General features: G+C 51.4%; 18 protein-coding genes. 5 read left to right on the top strand and 13 right to left on the bottom strand.

The window, feature by feature from the left end; genetic code table 11:
- Nucleotides 1–173 precede the first annotated feature (173 nt).
- From DW350_RS18675 to DW350_RS18660, 4 genes are all read right to left on the bottom strand, one after another.
- Entirely contained in the window at nucleotides 174–524 is a 351-nt protein-coding gene (locus tag DW350_RS18675; protein ID WP_115720387.1) for a hypothetical protein, read from the bottom strand.
- On the bottom strand, nucleotides 499–1,485 hold the full coding sequence (locus tag DW350_RS18670) for a RexA family antiphage protein (RefSeq protein WP_115720386.1): 987 nt from the start codon (nucleotides 1,483–1,485) through the stop codon (nucleotides 499–501). Before DW350_RS18670 ends, DW350_RS18675 begins: the two co-directional genes overlap by 26 nt.
- 133 nt (nucleotides 1,486–1,618) lie before the next feature.
- Nucleotides 1,619–1,756 (bottom strand): hypothetical protein, encoded by a 138-nt coding sequence (locus DW350_RS19565; protein ID WP_192954746.1) that lies wholly within the window; start codon nucleotides 1,754–1,756, stop codon nucleotides 1,619–1,621.
- A 993-nt stretch (nucleotides 1,757–2,749) separates the two neighbouring features.
- Nucleotides 2,750–4,273, bottom strand: a complete 1,524-nt coding sequence (locus DW350_RS18660; RefSeq protein WP_115720384.1) for a DUF3612 domain-containing protein — start codon at nucleotides 4,271–4,273, stop codon at nucleotides 2,750–2,752.
- A gap of 155 nt (nucleotides 4,274–4,428) precedes the next feature.
- Between DW350_RS18660 and DW350_RS18655 the strand changes: the two genes are divergently transcribed.
- A complete protein-coding gene (locus DW350_RS18655; protein WP_115720383.1) occupies nucleotides 4,429–4,989 on the top strand; it encodes an aldolase/citrate lyase/malate synthase family protein in 561 nt (186 codons plus the stop codon).
- 48 nt (nucleotides 4,990–5,037) lie between these two features.
- Here the strand turns inward: DW350_RS18655 and DW350_RS18650 are convergent, their stop codons facing one another.
- The 3 genes from DW350_RS18650 to DW350_RS18640 all read right to left on the bottom strand — a co-directional run bounded on the left by DW350_RS18650 (nucleotide 5,038) and on the right by DW350_RS18640 (nucleotide 8,030).
- Nucleotides 5,038–6,165, bottom strand: a complete 1,128-nt coding sequence (locus DW350_RS18650; RefSeq protein ID WP_115720382.1) for a sterol desaturase family protein — start codon at nucleotides 6,163–6,165, stop codon at nucleotides 5,038–5,040.
- A gap of 88 nt (nucleotides 6,166–6,253) precedes the next feature.
- Complete coding sequence (locus DW350_RS18645) at nucleotides 6,254–6,997, bottom strand: PilZ domain-containing protein (protein ID WP_115720381.1); 744 nt, start codon at nucleotides 6,995–6,997, stop codon at nucleotides 6,254–6,256.
- Nucleotides 6,998–7,172: 175 nt separating this feature from the next.
- Nucleotides 7,173–8,030 carry a LytR/AlgR family response regulator transcription factor gene (locus DW350_RS18640; RefSeq protein ID WP_115720380.1) on the bottom strand — a complete coding sequence of 286 codons (858 nt, stop codon included), beginning with the start codon at nucleotides 8,028–8,030 and terminating at the stop codon, nucleotides 7,173–7,175.
- Between the two features lie 105 nt (nucleotides 8,031–8,135).
- Here DW350_RS18640 and DW350_RS18635 point away from each other — a divergent pair, with 105 nt between their 5' ends.
- Together DW350_RS18635 and DW350_RS18630 are read left to right on the top strand one after the other, a co-directional pair.
- On the top strand, nucleotides 8,136–9,335 hold the full coding sequence (locus DW350_RS18635; RefSeq protein WP_115720694.1) for an acyltransferase family protein: 1,200 nt from the start codon (nucleotides 8,136–8,138) through the stop codon (nucleotides 9,333–9,335).
- A 70-nt stretch (nucleotides 9,336–9,405) separates the two neighbouring features.
- A complete protein-coding gene (locus tag DW350_RS18630; RefSeq protein WP_115720379.1) occupies nucleotides 9,406–10,485 on the top strand; it encodes a peptidase M42 in 1,080 nt (359 codons plus the stop codon).
- Here DW350_RS18630 and DW350_RS18625 read toward each other — a convergent pair.
- The gene (locus DW350_RS18625) at nucleotides 10,463–10,711 is read right to left on the bottom strand and encodes a DUF2164 domain-containing protein (protein ID WP_115720378.1); all 249 of its coding nucleotides are present in this window, start codon (nucleotides 10,709–10,711) and stop codon (nucleotides 10,463–10,465) included. The two genes, DW350_RS18630 and DW350_RS18625, sit on opposite strands and share 23 nt — an antisense overlap.
- 102 nt (nucleotides 10,712–10,813) lie before the next feature.
- On the opposite strand from DW350_RS18625, the gene DW350_RS18620 reads away from it, so the two are divergent.
- Nucleotides 10,814–11,281 carry an EF-hand domain-containing protein gene (locus tag DW350_RS18620; RefSeq protein ID WP_192954745.1) on the top strand — a complete coding sequence of 156 codons (468 nt, stop codon included), beginning with the start codon at nucleotides 10,814–10,816 and terminating at the stop codon, nucleotides 11,279–11,281.
- A gap of 118 nt (nucleotides 11,282–11,399) precedes the next feature.
- A complete protein-coding gene (locus DW350_RS18615; RefSeq protein WP_115720376.1) occupies nucleotides 11,400–11,789 on the top strand; it encodes a glutaredoxin family protein in 390 nt (129 codons plus the stop codon).
- 35 nt (nucleotides 11,790–11,824) lie between these two features.
- Here DW350_RS18615 and DW350_RS18610 read toward each other — a convergent pair whose 3' ends face one another.
- The 5 genes from DW350_RS18610 to DW350_RS18590 form a co-directional block, all read right to left on the bottom strand.
- Nucleotides 11,825–12,472 carry an SDR family oxidoreductase gene (locus DW350_RS18610; protein WP_115720375.1) on the bottom strand — a complete coding sequence of 216 codons (648 nt, stop codon included), beginning with the start codon at nucleotides 12,470–12,472 and terminating at the stop codon, nucleotides 11,825–11,827.
- A 107-nt stretch (nucleotides 12,473–12,579) separates the two neighbouring features.
- The gene (locus tag DW350_RS18605; protein ID WP_115720374.1) at nucleotides 12,580–13,062 is read right to left on the bottom strand and encodes a GNAT family N-acetyltransferase; all 483 of its coding nucleotides are present in this window, start codon (nucleotides 13,060–13,062) and stop codon (nucleotides 12,580–12,582) included.
- Nucleotides 13,063–13,098: 36 nt separating this feature from the next.
- Nucleotides 13,099–13,971 carry a pepsin/retropepsin-like aspartic protease family protein gene (locus DW350_RS18600; RefSeq protein ID WP_115720373.1) on the bottom strand — a complete coding sequence of 291 codons (873 nt, stop codon included), beginning with the start codon at nucleotides 13,969–13,971 and terminating at the stop codon, nucleotides 13,099–13,101.
- A 240-nt stretch (nucleotides 13,972–14,211) separates the two neighbouring features.
- Entirely contained in the window at nucleotides 14,212–15,087 is an 876-nt protein-coding gene (locus tag DW350_RS18595; RefSeq protein ID WP_115720372.1) for a pepsin/retropepsin-like aspartic protease family protein, read from the bottom strand.
- A 133-nt stretch (nucleotides 15,088–15,220) separates the two neighbouring features.
- Complete coding sequence (locus tag DW350_RS18590; protein WP_115720371.1) at nucleotides 15,221–17,113, bottom strand: S9 family peptidase; 1,893 nt, start codon at nucleotides 17,111–17,113, stop codon at nucleotides 15,221–15,223.

Genomic DNA, 17,113 nt, shown 5'->3' with positions numbered 1-17,113 from the left:
CGTGCCCACTCACGTTCCTTTCCACTCAGCGCTTCACTTAAAGGGGCCCCAAAAGCAGGTGGCTTCGTTACCATTTGATTTTATTGGGATATAGAAGTGGGTGTCCCACGTTTTTCTTGCCACTTTTTTGGCAAAACAAGTGACAGTTTTGTAAGTCCGATTGCTGCCGCTTGTTAGGGCTCGTTCATTGCCCTACGGCTTAGATTTACAATGATTACAGTCAGTAAAGTGATTTGAGCCAAATTATTGACTGTCGACATCAGTCCACCTCGCATTGCCCATAATCCATTACCACTAGCCAATGTTAATAAAGCGAGTACAAAAGTAACAACAAGGCTTACTATCGCAAAATAGTAGACAAAGAAGAATACATCTAAATGCCCTTTGCGCTTGTACTTTTTAAATGTGCTAGACCGAGAAAAAGAGAATAGGATTGTTATCACTGCTGCCAAAAATCCAAGCATAGTAAATGCAAATGTCGCTACAATTACAGCAAGATTATTCTTCTGTTCTATCAGGCTCATCGACCAACTCGGGTCTATCGCTACTATCTTGCAATACATCAGATAAAAGATCGGCCCAGGCACTAGCGTCAGTAAACCGAACAATAACATCAAGAGAATTTTCCTCGAAACCTTCATCAGCCCTGTACTCCGTTAACTTGTCTTGTAAAAATCTATTTCTATTCATCTTCTCTTCTAATAGAGATGGTATACGAGTTTCTTGTGATTTATCCACGCTATCTGAAATGGCTCCACGACCAACCAGATATAAATCAGTCATCTGAGAAGCACCTTCATTTCTCGCTTTCATAATCATCCGCTCGACGCCATCATCAGGGATAGATGATAGAAACTTACTAACAGTAGGCTTTATGTTCTTTCTTGACTTAGGCTTTATTACGATCTCAATGCCATCAAGTTCAATTGTATCGGTCGTGTTTGCGGAAATTGACGCAAGTATGTCCTGTACAAATGAGTTTTCCTTGGACAGTTCAATGGTAGTCCTCCCAATATGTGGCAGCGACAATGCTTCTTCTTTTGTTGCTTGATAAAGCAAGGCTTGTGGCAAGAAATTTAAATTAGGGATTCCAAGTGATTCAAGGAGGTTATTTATGTGTGTTGTAAAAACATCCACTCTAGGCGCGAGCAATGTAGATGCAAACCCGAAATGATCCTCTTTTATATGTAAGTAAGATGCGAACCCAAGTTGCTCATCTTGTTCAAGTAGCGAATTAATCTCACCAACGGAAACATTATTAGTATTCACTTTCTTAATCAGTTCATGGCTTCTTGTAATTAAGAAAAGGAAAGTATCTCCAAAATGATGAATAAGATACACATGCTCATCATTATGGAAAAAGTTGTTTTTAAATGCTGTACTGGCATGGCGGCAATATGCCTTCAAAAAATCTCTAAGGTCAAATAGCATTTTCTGACCTGTTACATGGTTTCTTATACAGTAACCGAAATAGTTAACCTTCATGGTTTATTCGTTATGCTGGTTATTTTAACGATGTGGTAGCCCTAACGCCCCAAGCAGGGGCAAGTACATGCAGGCTAAAATACGGAACGAAGTGACGGGAGCCTGCATGTAATCGTCCCACTGCCTTGGTTTGTTATGCGCTCGCAAGCCCTTCATAAGGATTCATCGTTATGTCAATGCTGACTAAAAAGTCTCCTTCGCCCTTGGTGAACTCAAAAGCTCTGCCGGGAATAATTGTTTGTGTTACTTCCCAGCCACCTTTAAATTCCATTTTTATATCTATTATTAATGGAATACCACTGAAGTTCAGTGCGATTTTCTGGCCAGGACTAGCATTAATAATAGTTTGCTGAATTTTTTCTCTAACTCCAGATTACTCATGAATTCTCCATAGCGCATAACAGTTTTATTAGCGATCGTGCTCGCATTTGCTCACTTGACCAGTTGGTTGGTATTGAAATAACTAAATGATATTCATGATTACTTTTGCCAAAAACACAGTTTGTGGCGTGATAAAATCGGGCGGTATCGTTTTAAAGCGAGATAAGTGCTTGTTGTCATTTGATAGCACAAGCGATACATCATCTGTTTCCCTTCGCGGTTTGATGGAATAGCTTTGGTCAGTCTTTTCAACCAAAGGCATTGCTGTCACCGCTCTTATTGCCCGTTAAGTGCAGCGCTTTGCTGATGGGAGTGTAGGGGCAGCTGAGACAGTTCTATCACCCATACGTGTTACTAACGCCGCTTTTGGAGCCCATTTAAGTGGAGCGCCTTACCGTCGGGAGCGTGAGCTGACGCGAGACAGGGATGTCGAGCGAGCGGAGGACGCGTCGGGAACCGTACGCAGCGGTCAGCGGCAAGCGACTAGAGGTAAGGACATCGCGTAGCGTCTGGGCGGTGCCTTTGGGTACTTTGTGCGAAAACAAAGTACCTCGCCTGCCGGGGCGAGACCCGGCGTATAGAGGAGCCGTCAGTGAAACCAGGGTAAGAGTGAAAAACTATTAATTATCAGTTTGTTATTGATTAGGTAGTAAAAGGCTCAATCGACGCTACCGCCCTTGGGTGCGGTTCCCAATCTCCCTTTCTCATCCTGAGCTGACAGCCTTCCCTATCACCAAATCCATTTGTTAAACCCAACCTAAACAACCATAACCACATCAAAACACTGGGTAAACGGCTAAGCATTAAAAATGTGAAAGAAGTGGATATGCCTAACTTGGCTGTTATAGGAATAGGTGCTGGTATCCCGCCAGGGAGTAAAAGCTCACTCGCCACTGCAACCCCCATAACAACTCGGCTTTCTGGGGCATACCGCCCCCCGCGAGCAAATCAGCCGGGCGTCGCTTTCGATGCCGCGCTCTATCCAGTTGATATTGAGAATTTTGGCGATGGTGCGCAGCTCCTTTTTAATGGCATTAGGGATGGCAGCGGCGCCGCCGCTTTTTACGCAGCTGGCTTTGAGTTCGCTGGCAATGGCGTCGGCGTCTACGCCTTGGGCGGTAATGGCGGGAATAAGGTCGATACCGGCGCAAAGCACCCGGTCGTTACCGGCGGCGTCGAGAATATTGACCGACTCGCAGCAATAAATACGCGGCTTGTCGCCGACATTGAGAATGGAGATTTGCGCTGAGCTGGGGTTGCCTGCCTGTGCTTGCGAGAGGCGGCGAAACACCGCCCAGTGCTGGCAAGGGTCTTTGACCTTGCGCATATTGCCCCAGGGTAGCGGAATGCCGTTACCGCGATATACCGCCTTGAGCTTGCCTTCGCCGTAGGCGTCGAAGTAGTGCCAGTGCGGGTAGGGCGACACCACCGTCATCCGCCGCATGGCCACCGACGGCGACACTCCGGCCTTTTTGTGTACGGCAATTTCATAACCGTTGCTGTCTAACAGTTGGCGAAAGGGCACCTTGGGGCAGAGCAGCGCGCCGGCAAAAAAGCTCGATTCAAAATCGCGCCAGGCCTGCAAAATGTCTTGGGCGTTTAGGGCATCGGTGGGGGCGGCGTTGTCTTCTTCCCAGGGCTGGGTGTGGCCGATGGTCAGCACCCCTTTTACGCCGTCGGTGCCATGCAAGACCTTGTGGCCAATGTAGACGGCAAGGTCGTATTTCAGGCGTGTGGGAAATTGGCGCAGCATCTCGTTTAAATAAAGGGTGCCGGGCGGTTCAAAAAAGGAGGTCACTAGCTGTTTGGCGCTAATACCAAGCTCGTCTACCACCTCTTTTGGGGTGCGTTTTACCCACTTGATGTTAAGGCCAAGGTCGCTGGCGATAGCCACCAAATCTTCCACCGCCAGGTTAAGGCGCTTTAGGCCGATTTCTTCGGCGGCCCTTTCCAGGTTGGGAAAATGGTTTTGCAGGTTTTCCTGGTGGGCACGTATCAATAGGTGCGCAAACTGGCGGCCGGTGATGCCGGTTTGCGACAGCATTTCTGGAATGGCAATTTGCAGTATTTCGTTTGAAAACAAAAAGCCTGGTTCCAGCGCCATGCCGCTAATGCCGCCGCGGTTACCCTTGTCGGGGGTAATTTCCGCTTGTTCCGGCTCGTCGTCCAAAAACCATTTAACGTCTTTTTGAAAGACCTCGGCAATCACTTCCAGCATCTCGACGCTGGGCACCCGCTTGCCCCTTTCTATCATCGACAGGTACGACACCGACGGGGCGTTTTCGGGGTTGATGCGCACGCAACGGGACGACAAGTCCTCCATGGTGAGGTGGTTACGTTTTCGCAAATTCCTGACTTTGGTGCCAAGAAAATGGGATTGTCTGACCAAGCTTTTTGACACTGCCATTTTGTAAAATTCACACTGTAAAATTTTTGTTGTGAAATTATAGTCAACTTTTGGCTAGTCTACTTATCGAACACCGTGAACACTTAACCAGCAGCACACTTAAGGTTAAACACCATGCACTGGCAAGAGACCGAATCACCAACGAGGTAGATAACATGAACATGCTGACTTTTGATAGAACCGAGATCCAGGAACAACAAAAGCCCTTTATTGCCGAAGCCATTTTTGCGGTGGAAGCCAGCCTGCAATGCGAAAAGCAGGTCAAAGCCAAACAGCTTTTAGATAACTTGTTCCCCCTTGAAGCCGGTTCCCATCAAGACGTGACCAGCTATGTTATCGACTATCACCACCTGCTGGCCTACTTCAAAGATGGCAGCCACAGTGGCCTCAAGCACCCTTGCCAGTTCGTGGCTTATGAAGGGGAAAAAGAGTCGCCCTGCTCTATTTTGTTTCGCGACGGTAGCGGCGGCCATGTAGACGTGGCATTCGGTTGCCACCAGGGTTCGGGCAATGTAGCGCTGGCCTTTATTGACGACGTGCAGCTGGAAACCTGCACCACTTTTACGCAAATGGCTGACCAAGACACCCCTACCGCTGGTATGCGCCACTGGATAAGCCTGGTGAAAGGCGACAAGCCCGAAGCCTGCGTCGAAGACAAAGACTACACCGCCAAAAATGGTGAAGACTACCGCTTGAACTACTGCTTTAGCTTGTAAGCAGTGCTGATAAAAAAGGCCTCCGGTGGGAGGCCTTTTTTGTGGCGGTTATTGGCGCTTTAGCCAGCTTTTAAAGGGATAGAGGAACTGGCCAACAATGCCGTCTGGCACCGGATCTGACACAGTGCCGTAGCGGCTTGCCAGGTGCTTTGGCATAAAAAGTGTGCCAAAGAGCACGTCATAGAGCGGCAAAAAGCCGGCGTAGTTTTTATCAATGGCTTCGTCTTCTGACGAGTGGTGCCAGTGGTGGTATTCGGGGGTGGCCAGTACCCAGCGCAGCAGCGGAAAACGAAAGCGCAGGTTGGCGTGAATGAAGATGGCGTGAAAAGAAATAAACACCAAGTAGGCATAAACCGCCGAAGGGGCAAAGCCCAGCACAAAAATGGGCAGATAACCGGCAAAGCGGTTTACCAAAATTTCAAACAGATGCAGCCGGCTTGAGGCCAGCCAGTTCATTTGTTCGGTGGAATGGTGAATGGCGTGAATTTTCCACAGCGCCGGAATTTCATGCATGGCTCTGTGTATCCAGTAGGTACCAAAATCCACCACCAGTAACAGCTCAATAAATTGCAGCCAAATCGGTTGCGCGGCTACCCACAGCTGAAACGACCAGGTGGTTACCTGGTGCAAAAATACCTGAATGGGGATCACCGTAAAAAAGCTGATGAGCTGCACGCCCATGTGGCTGAACATGAAATATTTAAGGTCGGTTATCCAACCCTTGCGCAGAATGTTTTGGGTTGGATCTTTGGCAAAGGCGCGCTCTAGGGGAATAAACACCAGGGCCAGGATCACCAGGGTCAGCACAAAATAGTCCAGGCCCACATAGAGGTTACGGCTGGCAATGTTGGGCGCTTCGATGTGGCCAGAGCCAATAAGCGCCGCCAGTATGGCCAGTAGCATGCCGGTCAGGCCATAACCCGGTGACGGATGGCGCAGCATGGCATACAGCCCAAAGCCAAAACCAATAGCGATGGCCAGTTGCAACAGCGGCTTTAAAAGCGCCGGGTTATAAAAACCGCGAAATTCAGGGGTGGTAAACAGTGCTGGCACCCAAAAACACAAGGCGGCCAACAGGGATAGGCTGGAGAAAAACAGCGACAGTGCCGCGCTGCCTTTACCTTGCCCAGGGGTGAGGTCGACATCTTCGTATTTGTCGCGTAATAACTTACTCATTACTGTCCTTGTCTGCGGCTACTCATTCCATTGAAAGCGGCAGCTTAGCAGTTTCAAGCAAATGCTGGCAGGGCCAATTGCGATGGCATTACTCCGGCAATGCCAGTTTGCTGCCGTCAAAGGTGAGCTGTTCAAGAATGCTGGCCGCGTTGGCAGAGCCGAGCGGGTCGAACTTGAGGCCATAAATGGAGTAATGCAAAGAGCGCTGCAGATTACAAACGGTGCCGGTTAGGGCCGGAAACTGCTGGTTTTGGTTGTCGTCGCGGTACAAATTAATGCTAAGGGGTTCATCCAGTTGGTAGCCCTTGCCAAGGGGATGGGTAACAAAACGGCAGCCGCTTTTCGACAAGTCGCGCAGCTCGCACTCGTTTTTGTGGGTATCGGTAACAATTTTCCCGGCCAGCTTCACGTCATAGCGCGCCTCGCGGCGAAGCTGCGCCACCTTCATCATGTGGGGAATAGACAGCGCCATAACCGGCAGCGGGTCAGTTAATAGGTGCAGCAGTTGGCTACGAAAGTAAAGCTCTGCCCCTTCACCGCGGGGAGATATGGCGCGGATGTTGACCCAAAACCCTTCCTGAAAATAGTGCTCAAAATAGTCTGGCCTGACCTTGGGCGCTTCCACCAGTAAATAGTGGGTGGAATGGGTACCGATAAAGGCGGTTTTACAGCTAAAGCGGGCGCCAACCGGGGTGGTGACGTTTAAAACCAGCTCGCTACCGTGCTCTATCATCGCTAGGGCATCGGTGCTGTTGAGGTTGGAAATGGTGGCGACTTCCTGTCTTGGCGCAGTAAACCGACTGTGATTGTTCGCTAACGACGCTGCACGCATTGGTAATGGTTCTCTACTGATTGCTGCTAAGGGTATTGCAGCTATTGCTACAGACACATGTGATTGATTTATCAAACAACGGCCAAAAAGTGAACGAACTAAACCGCGATTTGCTGGTAGGCATACACTTTTCTATGCCTTTTGCGTTCGTCTAGGCTGTTACTTTTTTGCTATGTTACTGAAATTTGGCCTTAAATGCTTCCTTATAGCGGCGAGAAAGGGCAACGGTGGTACCACTTTTTAAGGTTATCTCGCCGTCACCACTGTCGTAGTAGCGCATATTGTCGATGGCGCTGGGGTTTACGGCATGGCTGCGGTGCACGCGAATAAAGCCTTCGGGGGCGAGTTTTTCAAGGAGGTTAGTTAGGGTGGAGCGCAGTGGGTAAACCCGGCCTTTGCTATGGAGGTTGACGTAATTTGCCGAGGCTTGCATCCATTCAATATCAGCCACTTTGACTAAATACTCGCGGTCGAGCTTTTTCACCAACAGATGGCTTGGTGCCGGTGCGGGGCTGCTATCACTGTCGGCGTCGGCGATCAGTGCCGCTTCGCCTTTTAAGCGCCGGTAAATGGCCTCGAAAACCTGATAGGCCAGGTACCAGCAGATGTAGCCCCAGGCATCCTTGCGATACTCATAAAACAGCTCACGTGGCCAGTGACCAAAATCGTAATGGCCACCGGCCAAACGGTAGAAGCCGTGGCGAAAGGCCACCATCAGCAGCACATGGCCCAGGCAAAACAGCACCGAACCCAGTAAGTGCAGCAATAAAAACCGCCCCCAGCCGCTGAAGGTTGGCGGCAGGTGGCGGGCCATAAAAAACACCAGCGGTAGCATAAGCAGCACCGCCGCCATGCTGGTGTATTCCCAGCAAAAGGGTTCCCAAAAGGCCATTTTCGGTTGGCCATTGCGGCTGGCATCCATCCATACCGTGGTGGCATTGATGGAATCCCCTATCAGCAGGTACAGGGTTATCAATAACCCCAGATTGCGCTTTTTATGCCGGTCAAAGATAGCAAAAACAGCTTGTCCCACCCTGTCACCTCTTATCCCTAAGCCTTGGCCAGTAAACCCTTGGCGCTGGTGTTGCGCTTGCGGTGTTTGAACACTGATGACTCCAACATAACGGTAGATGCCATCATGAACCAAACATCACGACGCTTTGATATTGATGCCCTGCGGGTACTGGCCTTTGGAGTGCTTATCCTTTATCACATCGGCATGTATTACGTTGCCGACTGGCATTGGCACATAAAAAGTGCCGAACAGTCAACGCTGCTACAAGATGCCATGCTGCTAACCAACCCCTGGCGGATGTCGCTGCTGTTTTTTGTTAGTGGCATTGCCTTGGCGCTGGTGGCCAAACGCTATAGCGCCCGCGCCCTGATTGCACTGCGTGCCAAGCGGTTACTGATACCACTGGCCTTTGGCATGGCGGTAATTTGTGCGCCGCAGCTTTATTGGCAACTGGTGTTCGCTGAAGGTTACAGCCAGAGCTTTTGGCAGTTTTGGCCGCAATATCTGAACCCGGCAACCGCTCTTTTTCCCCAATACCAAACCGCCATTGGTTTACTGACCTGGAACCACCTTTGGTATTTACCGTATCTGTTTTGCTACACGCTTATTCTGCTGGCGCTCAAAAAGCCACTGGCCTGGTTGCTGGCGCGCCGCTGGCTGCAGCGGCTACCGCTTTGGCTGGCGGTGCTGGGCCTGGCGCTGCTGTTAGTGGCCAATTACCTTGCCTTTCATGGCCGCTACCCCAGCAATCATGCGTTGGTAGCCGACTGGTATAACCATGGCCGTTATTTATTGGCGATGGTGGCGGGATTTTTGCTGGCGGGTCTGCCAGCGCTTTGGCAGCGGATCATTGATAAACGTTGGCCGCTGCTGGTGGTGGCGGTGCTTTGCTATGCCTTTACCATTATCGACCACCAGCATTGGCTACCCGGTTTAATTGCGGCTTTTCAGCAGCAGCAAAGCTGGGCAATTGGCCTTTATACGTTGGCTTTTAGCCTTAATCCCTGGTGTTGGTTGCTCTCCGCAATCGGTTTTGCCGGGCGCCACTTAAACCGGGACGCGCCATGGCTACGCTATGCCAATAAGGCGGTATTGCCCTGGTACATGCTGCACCAAACCCTGATCATTCTGGCGGCAGTGGCACTTAGGCCCCTGCATTTGCCTGCCGCTTTGGAGGCCATTTTGATGCTGCTGCTCACCGTTATCGGCTGCGCTGGCGGCTATGAAGTGGTGCGCCGGTTTGGCTGGCTAAGGCTGCTGTTTGGGCTGAAAACCAGGCCCGTGGTTAACGCCGGTAAAGACCCGCAAAAAGTGCTTTCCTAAGCTTGATAACTGTTGGTAAAAAAGCAGCCACTTTCTATGCTAGAAACACCTTCTTGCTGAGGACCTTGCCGTGCCCTTACCTGCTGAACTGAACGATGTTGTTGATTTACTTAAAGTGCTTATTCGCCAGCCGAGTGTGGTGGGGGCCGAGCACGGGTTTTTCAGGGTCTTGCAGCGGGAATTAGAAGAGCGTGGCGCCAAGGTCACCTGGTATGAAGGGCTGCTGGTGGCGCAGGGGGCAAAACCGCAGTCGATGATGTTCTCGGCGCACATTGACCGCCATGGCCTGATTTGCACCGGCCCCAATGAATTTCAATACGCGGCCTTTGTGGCCGGTAATCGCTCGGATCTGTTGGGTAATTCGGTATCAGAGCAGCTGATGGCCAAAATCGTTGACCGCTTTGATGCAACGCCGGTTATGGCTTACGAGCCGTGGTCCGGGGCTTACCGTGGCCAGGGCCATATTGGTTCTGCCCATGTTTGTGAGCGCCGCAACAACCTGATTTTTACCCTTGAAGGCTTGGAGCATCTGGTGGCCGGTACCCCGGTCGCCTTTGCCGACCGCTTAACGGTGGCCAGCGATACCCTCAGTGGCCAGCTCGATAACGTGCTAACGGCGGCGTTTTTGGTACACCTTTTTAGCTTGGGGTTTGAAGGCACGGCCTTTTTTACCGCCCAGGAAGAAGCCGGTAAAAGCTGGCGTTATTTGCTGGAATGGTTTCGCCGCTTTGGCAATACCACTAACCGCTTGGTGGTGGTGGATACCAGCCCCTACCCTGACCGCCAGGCCGCCGAGCTGCAGCAATTGGTGCTGCGTAACAAAGACGCCAACGCCTGCTTTGACAAGACCATGACCGAACGGCTGGCTGCCATTTGCCAGGAAAACGGCATTACCAGCAGCTTTAAAGACCAGTTTATCGAGCAGCAAAACCAGGCGCTGGCGGCCAGTGGCCAGGAAGCACAATCCCTTGGCAGTACCGAAATGGGGCGGATAGTGGCGGCCTCTAATGGCATGGTAACCGGGACCACCTTACAAATTCCCACCACCGGCTATCACACCATGGAAGAAACCGCGGCCATTAGTGCCTGCCGGGCCTTTTTAACGGTGCTTTGCCAATTGGCCGACATTAAGCCTGTTCGAGTTCCATAAAGCTGTCTTCCAGGCGTAAGGTTAATAGCGTTTGCGCATCCATCAGCGCCTTGTTGTAAAAGTGCGGGCCAATGTGTTGGCTAATAAAGTCCAGCAGTGCTTCGGTATCGAATTGCTCCAGTTCGATCTCCAGTTCCTTATCCAAAAAACGTTGTAAGGCCAGACCTAGCTCTTGGCGCTGCTGTAGTGGCAGCTCCAGCGCTGACGATGGCTTTTTGTTGCTCATTTATTGAATTTCCTTTGCAAATCTTTACCAAAGCCCTGCTGAACCGAGTCTACCTTCAAAGGTTCCTAGCTAAGCGCTTATTGCTAAAGGATGGATACCCTTATGTACAAAAAAACGCTGCTTGCCTTAGCTGTTCTGCTGGGTGCGAGCACCTGGGCTCAGGCTGACGACAACAACCGGGGTGGCCCCATGGGCGGCCCGCCGTCTTTTGACAGCCTCGATACCAATAGCGACGGCGTTATCTCTAAAGATGAAGCCAGTAAAGACCCTATGCTGTCACAGATGTTTAGCCGTATCGACAGCAATGGCGACGGCGAGATCAGTGAGTCGGAATTTAATGCCGCCATGCAGCATGGCCCTGGCGGCGGCATGGGTGGGGGCATGAAGGGTGGCCGAGGCGGCCCGCCCAGCTTTGAAAGCCTTGATAGCAACGGTGACGGTGTTATCTCCAAAGACGAAGCGGCCAGCGACCCGATGCTGTCGAAGATGTTCGATAAGCTCGACACCAATGGCGATGGCGTGCTGAGTAAAGACGAAATGAAAATGCCGCCGCCACCTGAGCGCAACTAAAGCCTTCATCGGTGGCTGCTAGCGGTTGGCTAGCAGTCGCCGCCTTGAGGTTAGCCTGTTAAACTGGTCACTTTCCTAGCAATGTTGTCTGCCCGAAACCGGGTAAGAAGGAGAGGCCGTGAGACTCGTTATCCGTTTGTTTTTCAAAGTCCTACGCCGCGTTTTGATGCCTTTTATGCTGATTTATGCCGCTGTTTCCAAACCCAAGCCCATTAGCCGCAGTGCCGACGCCCAAGCCAAGGTAGACGAAGCCTGTAAGCAGCTGGAGCTGTATCAATTTAATACCTGCCCTTTTTGCATCAAGGTCAAAAAAGAAGTGCATCGCCTGGCTTTACCGGTGGCCATGGCCAATGTGCAGCGCGACCCTAAAGCCCGGCAGGCGCTGGAAGCGGGTGGCGGCCGGGTGAAGGTGCCTTGCCTTAAAATTACCCACGACGATGGCAAAGTCGAATGGATGTATGAATCGAACGACATCAACCAGTATCTCCACCAGCGCTTTGCGGCCTGATGAAAAAAAGCCCTCTTGCGAGGGCTTTTTGCTTGTTAGAGGTTGTTCAGGGCGTCAGCAATGGGCGTGTCGCCACTGACCAAGTCAAAGGCCTGACGTGAACTTTGCGGGTTGTCCAGGCAGGCCAGTAAGACTTTAGCGACGTCTTCACGGGCGATGGTGCCGCCACCGGTGATGTTGGTGGCAACTTTCACCTTGCCGGTTCCGGCATCGTTGGTCAGGGTGCCGGGGCGCACTATGGTGTAGTCCAAGTCGCTGGCGATCAGCAACCGGTCGGCGTAATGCTTGGCGGCATAATAGGGCAGCAGGCTTTCATGCCAGTTTTCGCGGTGGTGGGCTTGAATGGCGCTCACCATTAAAAACTGGCTTACATCGGCTTGTTCGGCCGCTTCCATGGCTTTTACCGCACCGTCTAAGTCCACCAGCAAGGTTTTGTCGCTACTGGTGCTGCCGCCGGAGCCGGCGGAAAAAATCACCGCATCAACGCCTGCCATGGCGTCGGCCAAGGCATCAACGCTGCCTTCTAGCGATGCTTGTACAGCGTCAATACCCTTGGCTTTAAAGTCGGCGACCTGTTCGGCCTTACGGGCAATGACGCGCAATTGATGGCGGGGGCTGTCTTGCAGCATGGGCACCAGTAACCGGCCAACGCCGCCGGTGGCACCAATCAGCAATACCTGCATGGTATCTCCTATTCATTCAAGCGTTGTTACCAGTACAACAGGGAGTGGGGGCTTGGATCAAACGACTTTGTGTTTCAATTTATCTTGGCTCAACTGGCGCACTCTGCTCAGAGCGACAAGCGGTAGAAGCGGCTGTCGACCTGCATGACAGGAAAGGCACCGGGTAAGGATTCTTTACTAACCAATTGAAAATTATGCTTTTCATAAAAGCGGTGTGCCGCTAAAAATTGCGCCGTGGTGCCAAGAAAGATCTCGTTAATTCCTTTTTTGTGGCACCAATCAATCAGTGTGGTGAGCAAGGTTGCGGCTACTGCCTTATCGCTGCCTCTGTGGCTGGCTTTGACAAACATCTTGCGCAGCGCTCCTTGGCCGTTGCCGATATCTAATAGGGAAATTGAACCCACGACACTGGCGCCGTCCAACGCTACCCAAAAATTGCCACGGTTTTGTTGGTAATAGCCGGCAATATCCATCAGGTCTGGTTGGCGGGCGATATCAATATCCAGCTCAAATTCGTGCTGCTGAATGGGCAATATCAAACGAATAACGCCATTGCGGTGGCTGGGTTGATAAGGGCTAATGCTTAGCAAGGCGCTGCTCCTTTTTAACGACTACCGGGGTGGTGCTCAGGTTTTAATTAGTCTGATGGCACGGTGTTTAAAGTCGATATCCACATCGTATTGCTTGAAAAAATCGGCCCCTAAAATGCCGTCGCGCTGAAAGCTTGGTGACACTGGATAAATGAGAAATTGCGACGAAAACGCCTTGTGGCCCACCAGCAATGGCCTGTCCAATAACCGGCATTGCACCTTGCCCAAGGGGTAATGACAGGGGCGAATTTGCTCGCCTTTAGGCACGCTCTTGGGGCGGATAAAGCTAAAGCTTGCCCCGGTGTCCAGCACCAATTGGTAGGTTTTTGACAAGGTTTTAGCCGTGACGGCAATGCCGTTGGCGTCCATTTTCATTGGTTCAAATTCGGGGCCGGGGGCGGCTTTAGGCTGGCGGATAGTCAGGCTGGAAAACAGGTAGCTTATTTCCAGCACCTTACCTTTAAAAAAGTCACGGCCGATGATGATTTTTTCGTCCGGCAGTTTTACTTGGCCAATGGTCAGGCCCCAAGGCAGCAATTCGGCACCGCTTATCTGATTAAAGCTCATGCATTCAATCTGAAAATGCTTGATGGTAAACAGCCAAGGCACTTGCTGGTGCCCGGCTAAGTCTTCTTGGAGCTGCGCATCGCCGGTGTAGGTTAGGGCGTGGCTTTTGATAACCATATCCCGGGTCAAATACAGGGCAGACTCTACCCCTAAGTCCAGTAGCGCCGACTGGCTGTGACCAGCAATTTCGAGGTCAATATGCGGTAACCCTAAGCTGTCGAAATTAAGAGGCAGCGTGACATGGTCACAGGTTGATGCCGCTTTGGCAGGCCCGGCAGCCAGCAGCGCCACGAACAGGCTGAAAACGATTTTTATAAGGGGGCGGCTCAATAACGCTTCCATGCTTTTTTAGGCATCCTTTAGGCGAGAAAATATCGATGATATTGCCATGCAATAACTAAGCGACGCTTTAGCTATATTGCCTTAAAAAACAGCAATGTCGTTTGCTTTTTTAGTGGCGCCGGAGCAAAAAAAGCCCCGCATTGCAGGGCCTTTATATTGGCGGGCTTTATGCTGTTGCCAGCAGCGCCTGATTGTTCCGGTGGCGTTGCTGACAAGGGCTAATGCTGAGCAAGGCGCTGGCTATTGTCGGCTCGGTTGGGCCTTGGCCGCCAAACGCCATTGCTGGTGGCCAAAATCGATATCGACTACCGCTTGGCTAAAAAAGTCGTAGCCCAGCAGGCCGTCTTGTTGAAAGCGCGGATCGAAGGGGATTATTAGCAGCGGTGACAAGGCAAAGGTATGGCTCTGGACAGTAAGGCCCCCAGCCAAGGTTTGGCAGGGAATGTTGTTGCCAAGATTAAAGCTGCAATGGTCAATGACCGCGTCTTTGGCAACTTTCGCTGTTGCCAATACCGAGTTGGTGGCGCCGGTATCTAGCACCAAGTGATAAGGGTGGCCATGGTTTGTGGCCACTATGGTCAGGCCCTCGGCTGTATTTTGGTAACGACTCGAGCCCACCAGTGGTGCCTTGCTTGGCGTTATGGTCAGGCGCTGGTGGGCTAAATCAAGGTGCAGTATCTGGCCTTTAAAAAAGTCACGGCCTATTACTGCTTTTGGCTGTTTGGGCGCTTTGGATGCATCGCCCATGTTCACTTCCCAGGGCTGGAATTCAACGCCGCTAAGCTGGGTAAGGGTCAGGCAGCCTAAGGAAAGGCTGTCGAGGGTAAAAAGTTTATTTTGCTGCACTTTACCTTCGGCGTTCATGCTGCGAAGGCTTTTGTTGCTGTAATGCACACCCGGCAGGGTTTTAATCAGCGTGCTTGGCAGATGCAGCGCTGTTCTCGCCCCTAAATCAAGTTCTGCCGTAACCGTTTGTTTGCCGATAGTTAAGGCCAGAAAAGGCGTGTTGCGCTCGATGCTGACCGGTAACATGACTTCACAGCTTTGCGAGAAGGCCGGTGCCGAGGCAACCAGTGCCAACGCAAACACCAGCCCCTTAAACATAGATTGTTGCATCTCTCCCCCTTTCATTGTTGTTGGCTTTTTCGCTATACGACGCTTTGGCTATATTGCCTTAAAAAACAGCAATGTCGTTTGCTTTTTTAGTGGCGCCGGAGCAAAAAAAAGCCCCGCAATGCGGGGCTTTTTATCAGGGCAGATAGCGCTGCAAGAAGTGCAGATAGGTTTGCGCTGCCTTAATGCGGTCGGCGGTCTTTTTAAAGCCGTGGCCCTCACCTGCCAGTTCCACGTATTCCACCGGTACTTGGCGTTTTTGAAGTTCGGCCACCAGCTCTTTGCTTTCACGTGGCAGTACCCGTGGGTCATTAGCGCCTTGCATCACCAATAACGGCTTATTGATACCTTGCGAATGCATTAGCGGTGAAATGCGCTCCAGCCTTGCCTTGTCTTTGGGGTTAAAGGGGTCACCCATCTCGCTGTAGAGATAGTTTTTTGCCACTTCCCACCAAGGCGGAATGGACGCCAGGGTACGCGGCCAGTTGGTTACGCCAAAAATATCAATACCGGCTGCAAAGACGTTGGGGTGAAAGGCCAGCGCCGCTACCGCCAAGTAGCCACCATAGCTGCCGCCCAGAATGCCAATGTGCTGGCTGTCTACCCACGGTAGTGTGGTCAGGTAGTCTTTGGCTTTCACCAAATCCATCAGATCGTCTTCACCGTGGCGGCGATCATCAAGGTGATAAAAGCGTTTACCGTAACCCTCTGAGCCGCGGTTATTAACCGCCAAAATGGCGTAGCCGTTATTCACCAAATACTGAATGGTGGCGCGATAACCGTGGCGGCTTTGTCCGCCCGGGCCGCCGTGGATCCAAAGTACTACCGGCGTTTTATGGGTAGGCGAGGCGTTATGGGGCTTATAAAGCAAGGCTGGGATGCTTAACCCGTCAAAGCTTGCAAAGTGCACCGACTGGGCCTTGACCAAATCAGCCGGGTTAATATGAGGGTTTAGCGCCGAGGTCAGGGCTGTTAACCGCTGGTCTTTAAAGCGGTAGCTATAGAGGTTGGCCGGCGACGTGTCGCTGGTTTGGTAAAAGGCCATTAAGGCGTCGTCATGGCTAAATTGCACCGAGTCGATATCACCTGTAGGCAGGCCTTTTATCTTAACCTGTTGCTGGCTTTGTGTATCAATGAGCTCAAGGCCAATGCGTTCGTGGGCGTTGTAACCTATCACCTGGTAACGGCCGGTATTTGAAAAGGCAAAACTCACAATATCGCCAGGGGCGGTGGCAACTTTGTGCTTAGCGCCGGTAGCAAGGTTATAAGACCAAAGCTCGGCCAGGTCGCTATTGGCATCAGAGGTGTAGTAAAGCTGCTGGCTTTTTGGCCCAAAGCTTTTGCCAACAAAGTTAGCGGCGATACCGGGCTGATTGCCAATTAACCTTGGTACAGGGTTTTTGACCGTGAGGTTGACCAAGTACAGGTCGGTATCGGCGTTATTATTGATTTTTGACAATGCCGCATAGTGGCCGTCGGCACTGATGGCATCAATCGCAAACGCCTTGGTGTTTTTAAACACTAACCGGCGCTGGTAGGTTTTAGCGTCGTAGCGGTAAAGGTCCATTTGCCGCGGGTCACGCTCGTTGGTGAGCATAAAAAAGGCTTTGCCGTCACCACTAAAACCGTGGAATTCCCCCCTGGCTTGTTTGCCTTTTATTAGGTCGTGCTGGCCGGTGCTGTCTTTGACGTAGATATGAAAAAGCTCGTTACCGCCGCCATCTTGCTCAAACAAGAACCGTGTTGAATGCGGAAACCAACTCACGGCGTAGCGGGTACCTTTGCTGTTTTTCAGCAGCGGCTTGGCCGGGCCGCCGGATAAGGGCTTGGCGTAAACATTAAATTGGCCAGATTGGTCGCTGCTCAGTAGTGCTTGTTGGCCATTGGCTGATAACGACAGGTTTTTATAACTAATGGTGTTAAAAATGGCGGTGGCGTCGTAAACCGGTGTCGTGGCTGACGTTGGCTGGGTGCTTGCGCACCCAGCAACGGCCAACGTCGCCAGCAGGCTGATTGGCAAAAACTTCAT

It is taken from the genome of Gallaecimonas mangrovi, from assembly GCF_003367375.1.
Classification (GTDB): Bacteria; Pseudomonadota; Gammaproteobacteria; order Enterobacterales; family Gallaecimonadaceae; genus Gallaecimonas; species Gallaecimonas mangrovi.
The sequence above is the reverse complement of the archived record's forward strand: the minus strand, read 5'-3'. Positions and strand labels throughout refer to the sequence as shown.

Bases quoted from the DNA above. Each gene is read 5' to 3' on its own strand.
- DW350_RS18675 (WP_115720387.1), bottom strand. From the start codon at position 524: ATGAGCCTGATAGAACAGAAGAATAATCTTGCTGTAATTGTAGCGACA.
- DW350_RS18670 (WP_115720386.1), bottom strand. From the start codon at position 1,485: ATGAAGGTTAACTATTTCGGTTACTGTATAAGAAACCATGTAACAGGT.
- DW350_RS19565 (WP_192954746.1), bottom strand. From the start codon at position 1,756: ATGGAATTTAAAGGTGGCTGGGAAGTAACACAAACAATTATTCCCGGC.
- DW350_RS18660 (WP_115720384.1), bottom strand. From the start codon at position 4,273: ATGGCAGTGTCAAAAAGCTTGGTCAGACAATCCCATTTTCTTGGCACC.
- DW350_RS18655 (WP_115720383.1), top strand. From the start codon at position 4,429: ATGAACATGCTGACTTTTGATAGAACCGAGATCCAGGAACAACAAAAG.
- DW350_RS18650 (WP_115720382.1), bottom strand. From the start codon at position 6,165: ATGAGTAAGTTATTACGCGACAAATACGAAGATGTCGACCTCACCCCT.
- DW350_RS18645 (WP_115720381.1), bottom strand. From the start codon at position 6,997: ATGCGTGCAGCGTCGTTAGCGAACAATCACAGTCGGTTTACTGCGCCA.
- DW350_RS18635 (WP_115720694.1), top strand. From the start codon at position 8,136: ATGAACCAAACATCACGACGCTTTGATATTGATGCCCTGCGGGTACTG.
- DW350_RS18625 (WP_115720378.1), bottom strand. From the start codon at position 10,711: ATGAGCAACAAAAAGCCATCGTCAGCGCTGGAGCTGCCACTACAGCAG.
- DW350_RS18620 (WP_192954745.1), top strand. From the start codon at position 10,814: ATGTACAAAAAAACGCTGCTTGCCTTAGCTGTTCTGCTGGGTGCGAGC.
- DW350_RS18610 (WP_115720375.1), bottom strand. From the start codon at position 12,472: ATGCAGGTATTGCTGATTGGTGCCACCGGCGGCGTTGGCCGGTTACTG.
- DW350_RS18600 (WP_115720373.1), bottom strand. From the start codon at position 13,971: ATGGAAGCGTTATTGAGCCGCCCCCTTATAAAAATCGTTTTCAGCCTG.
- DW350_RS18595 (WP_115720372.1), bottom strand. From the start codon at position 15,087: ATGCAACAATCTATGTTTAAGGGGCTGGTGTTTGCGTTGGCACTGGTT.
- DW350_RS18590 (WP_115720371.1), bottom strand. From the start codon at position 17,113: ATGAAGTTTTTGCCAATCAGCCTGCTGGCGACGTTGGCCGTTGCTGGG.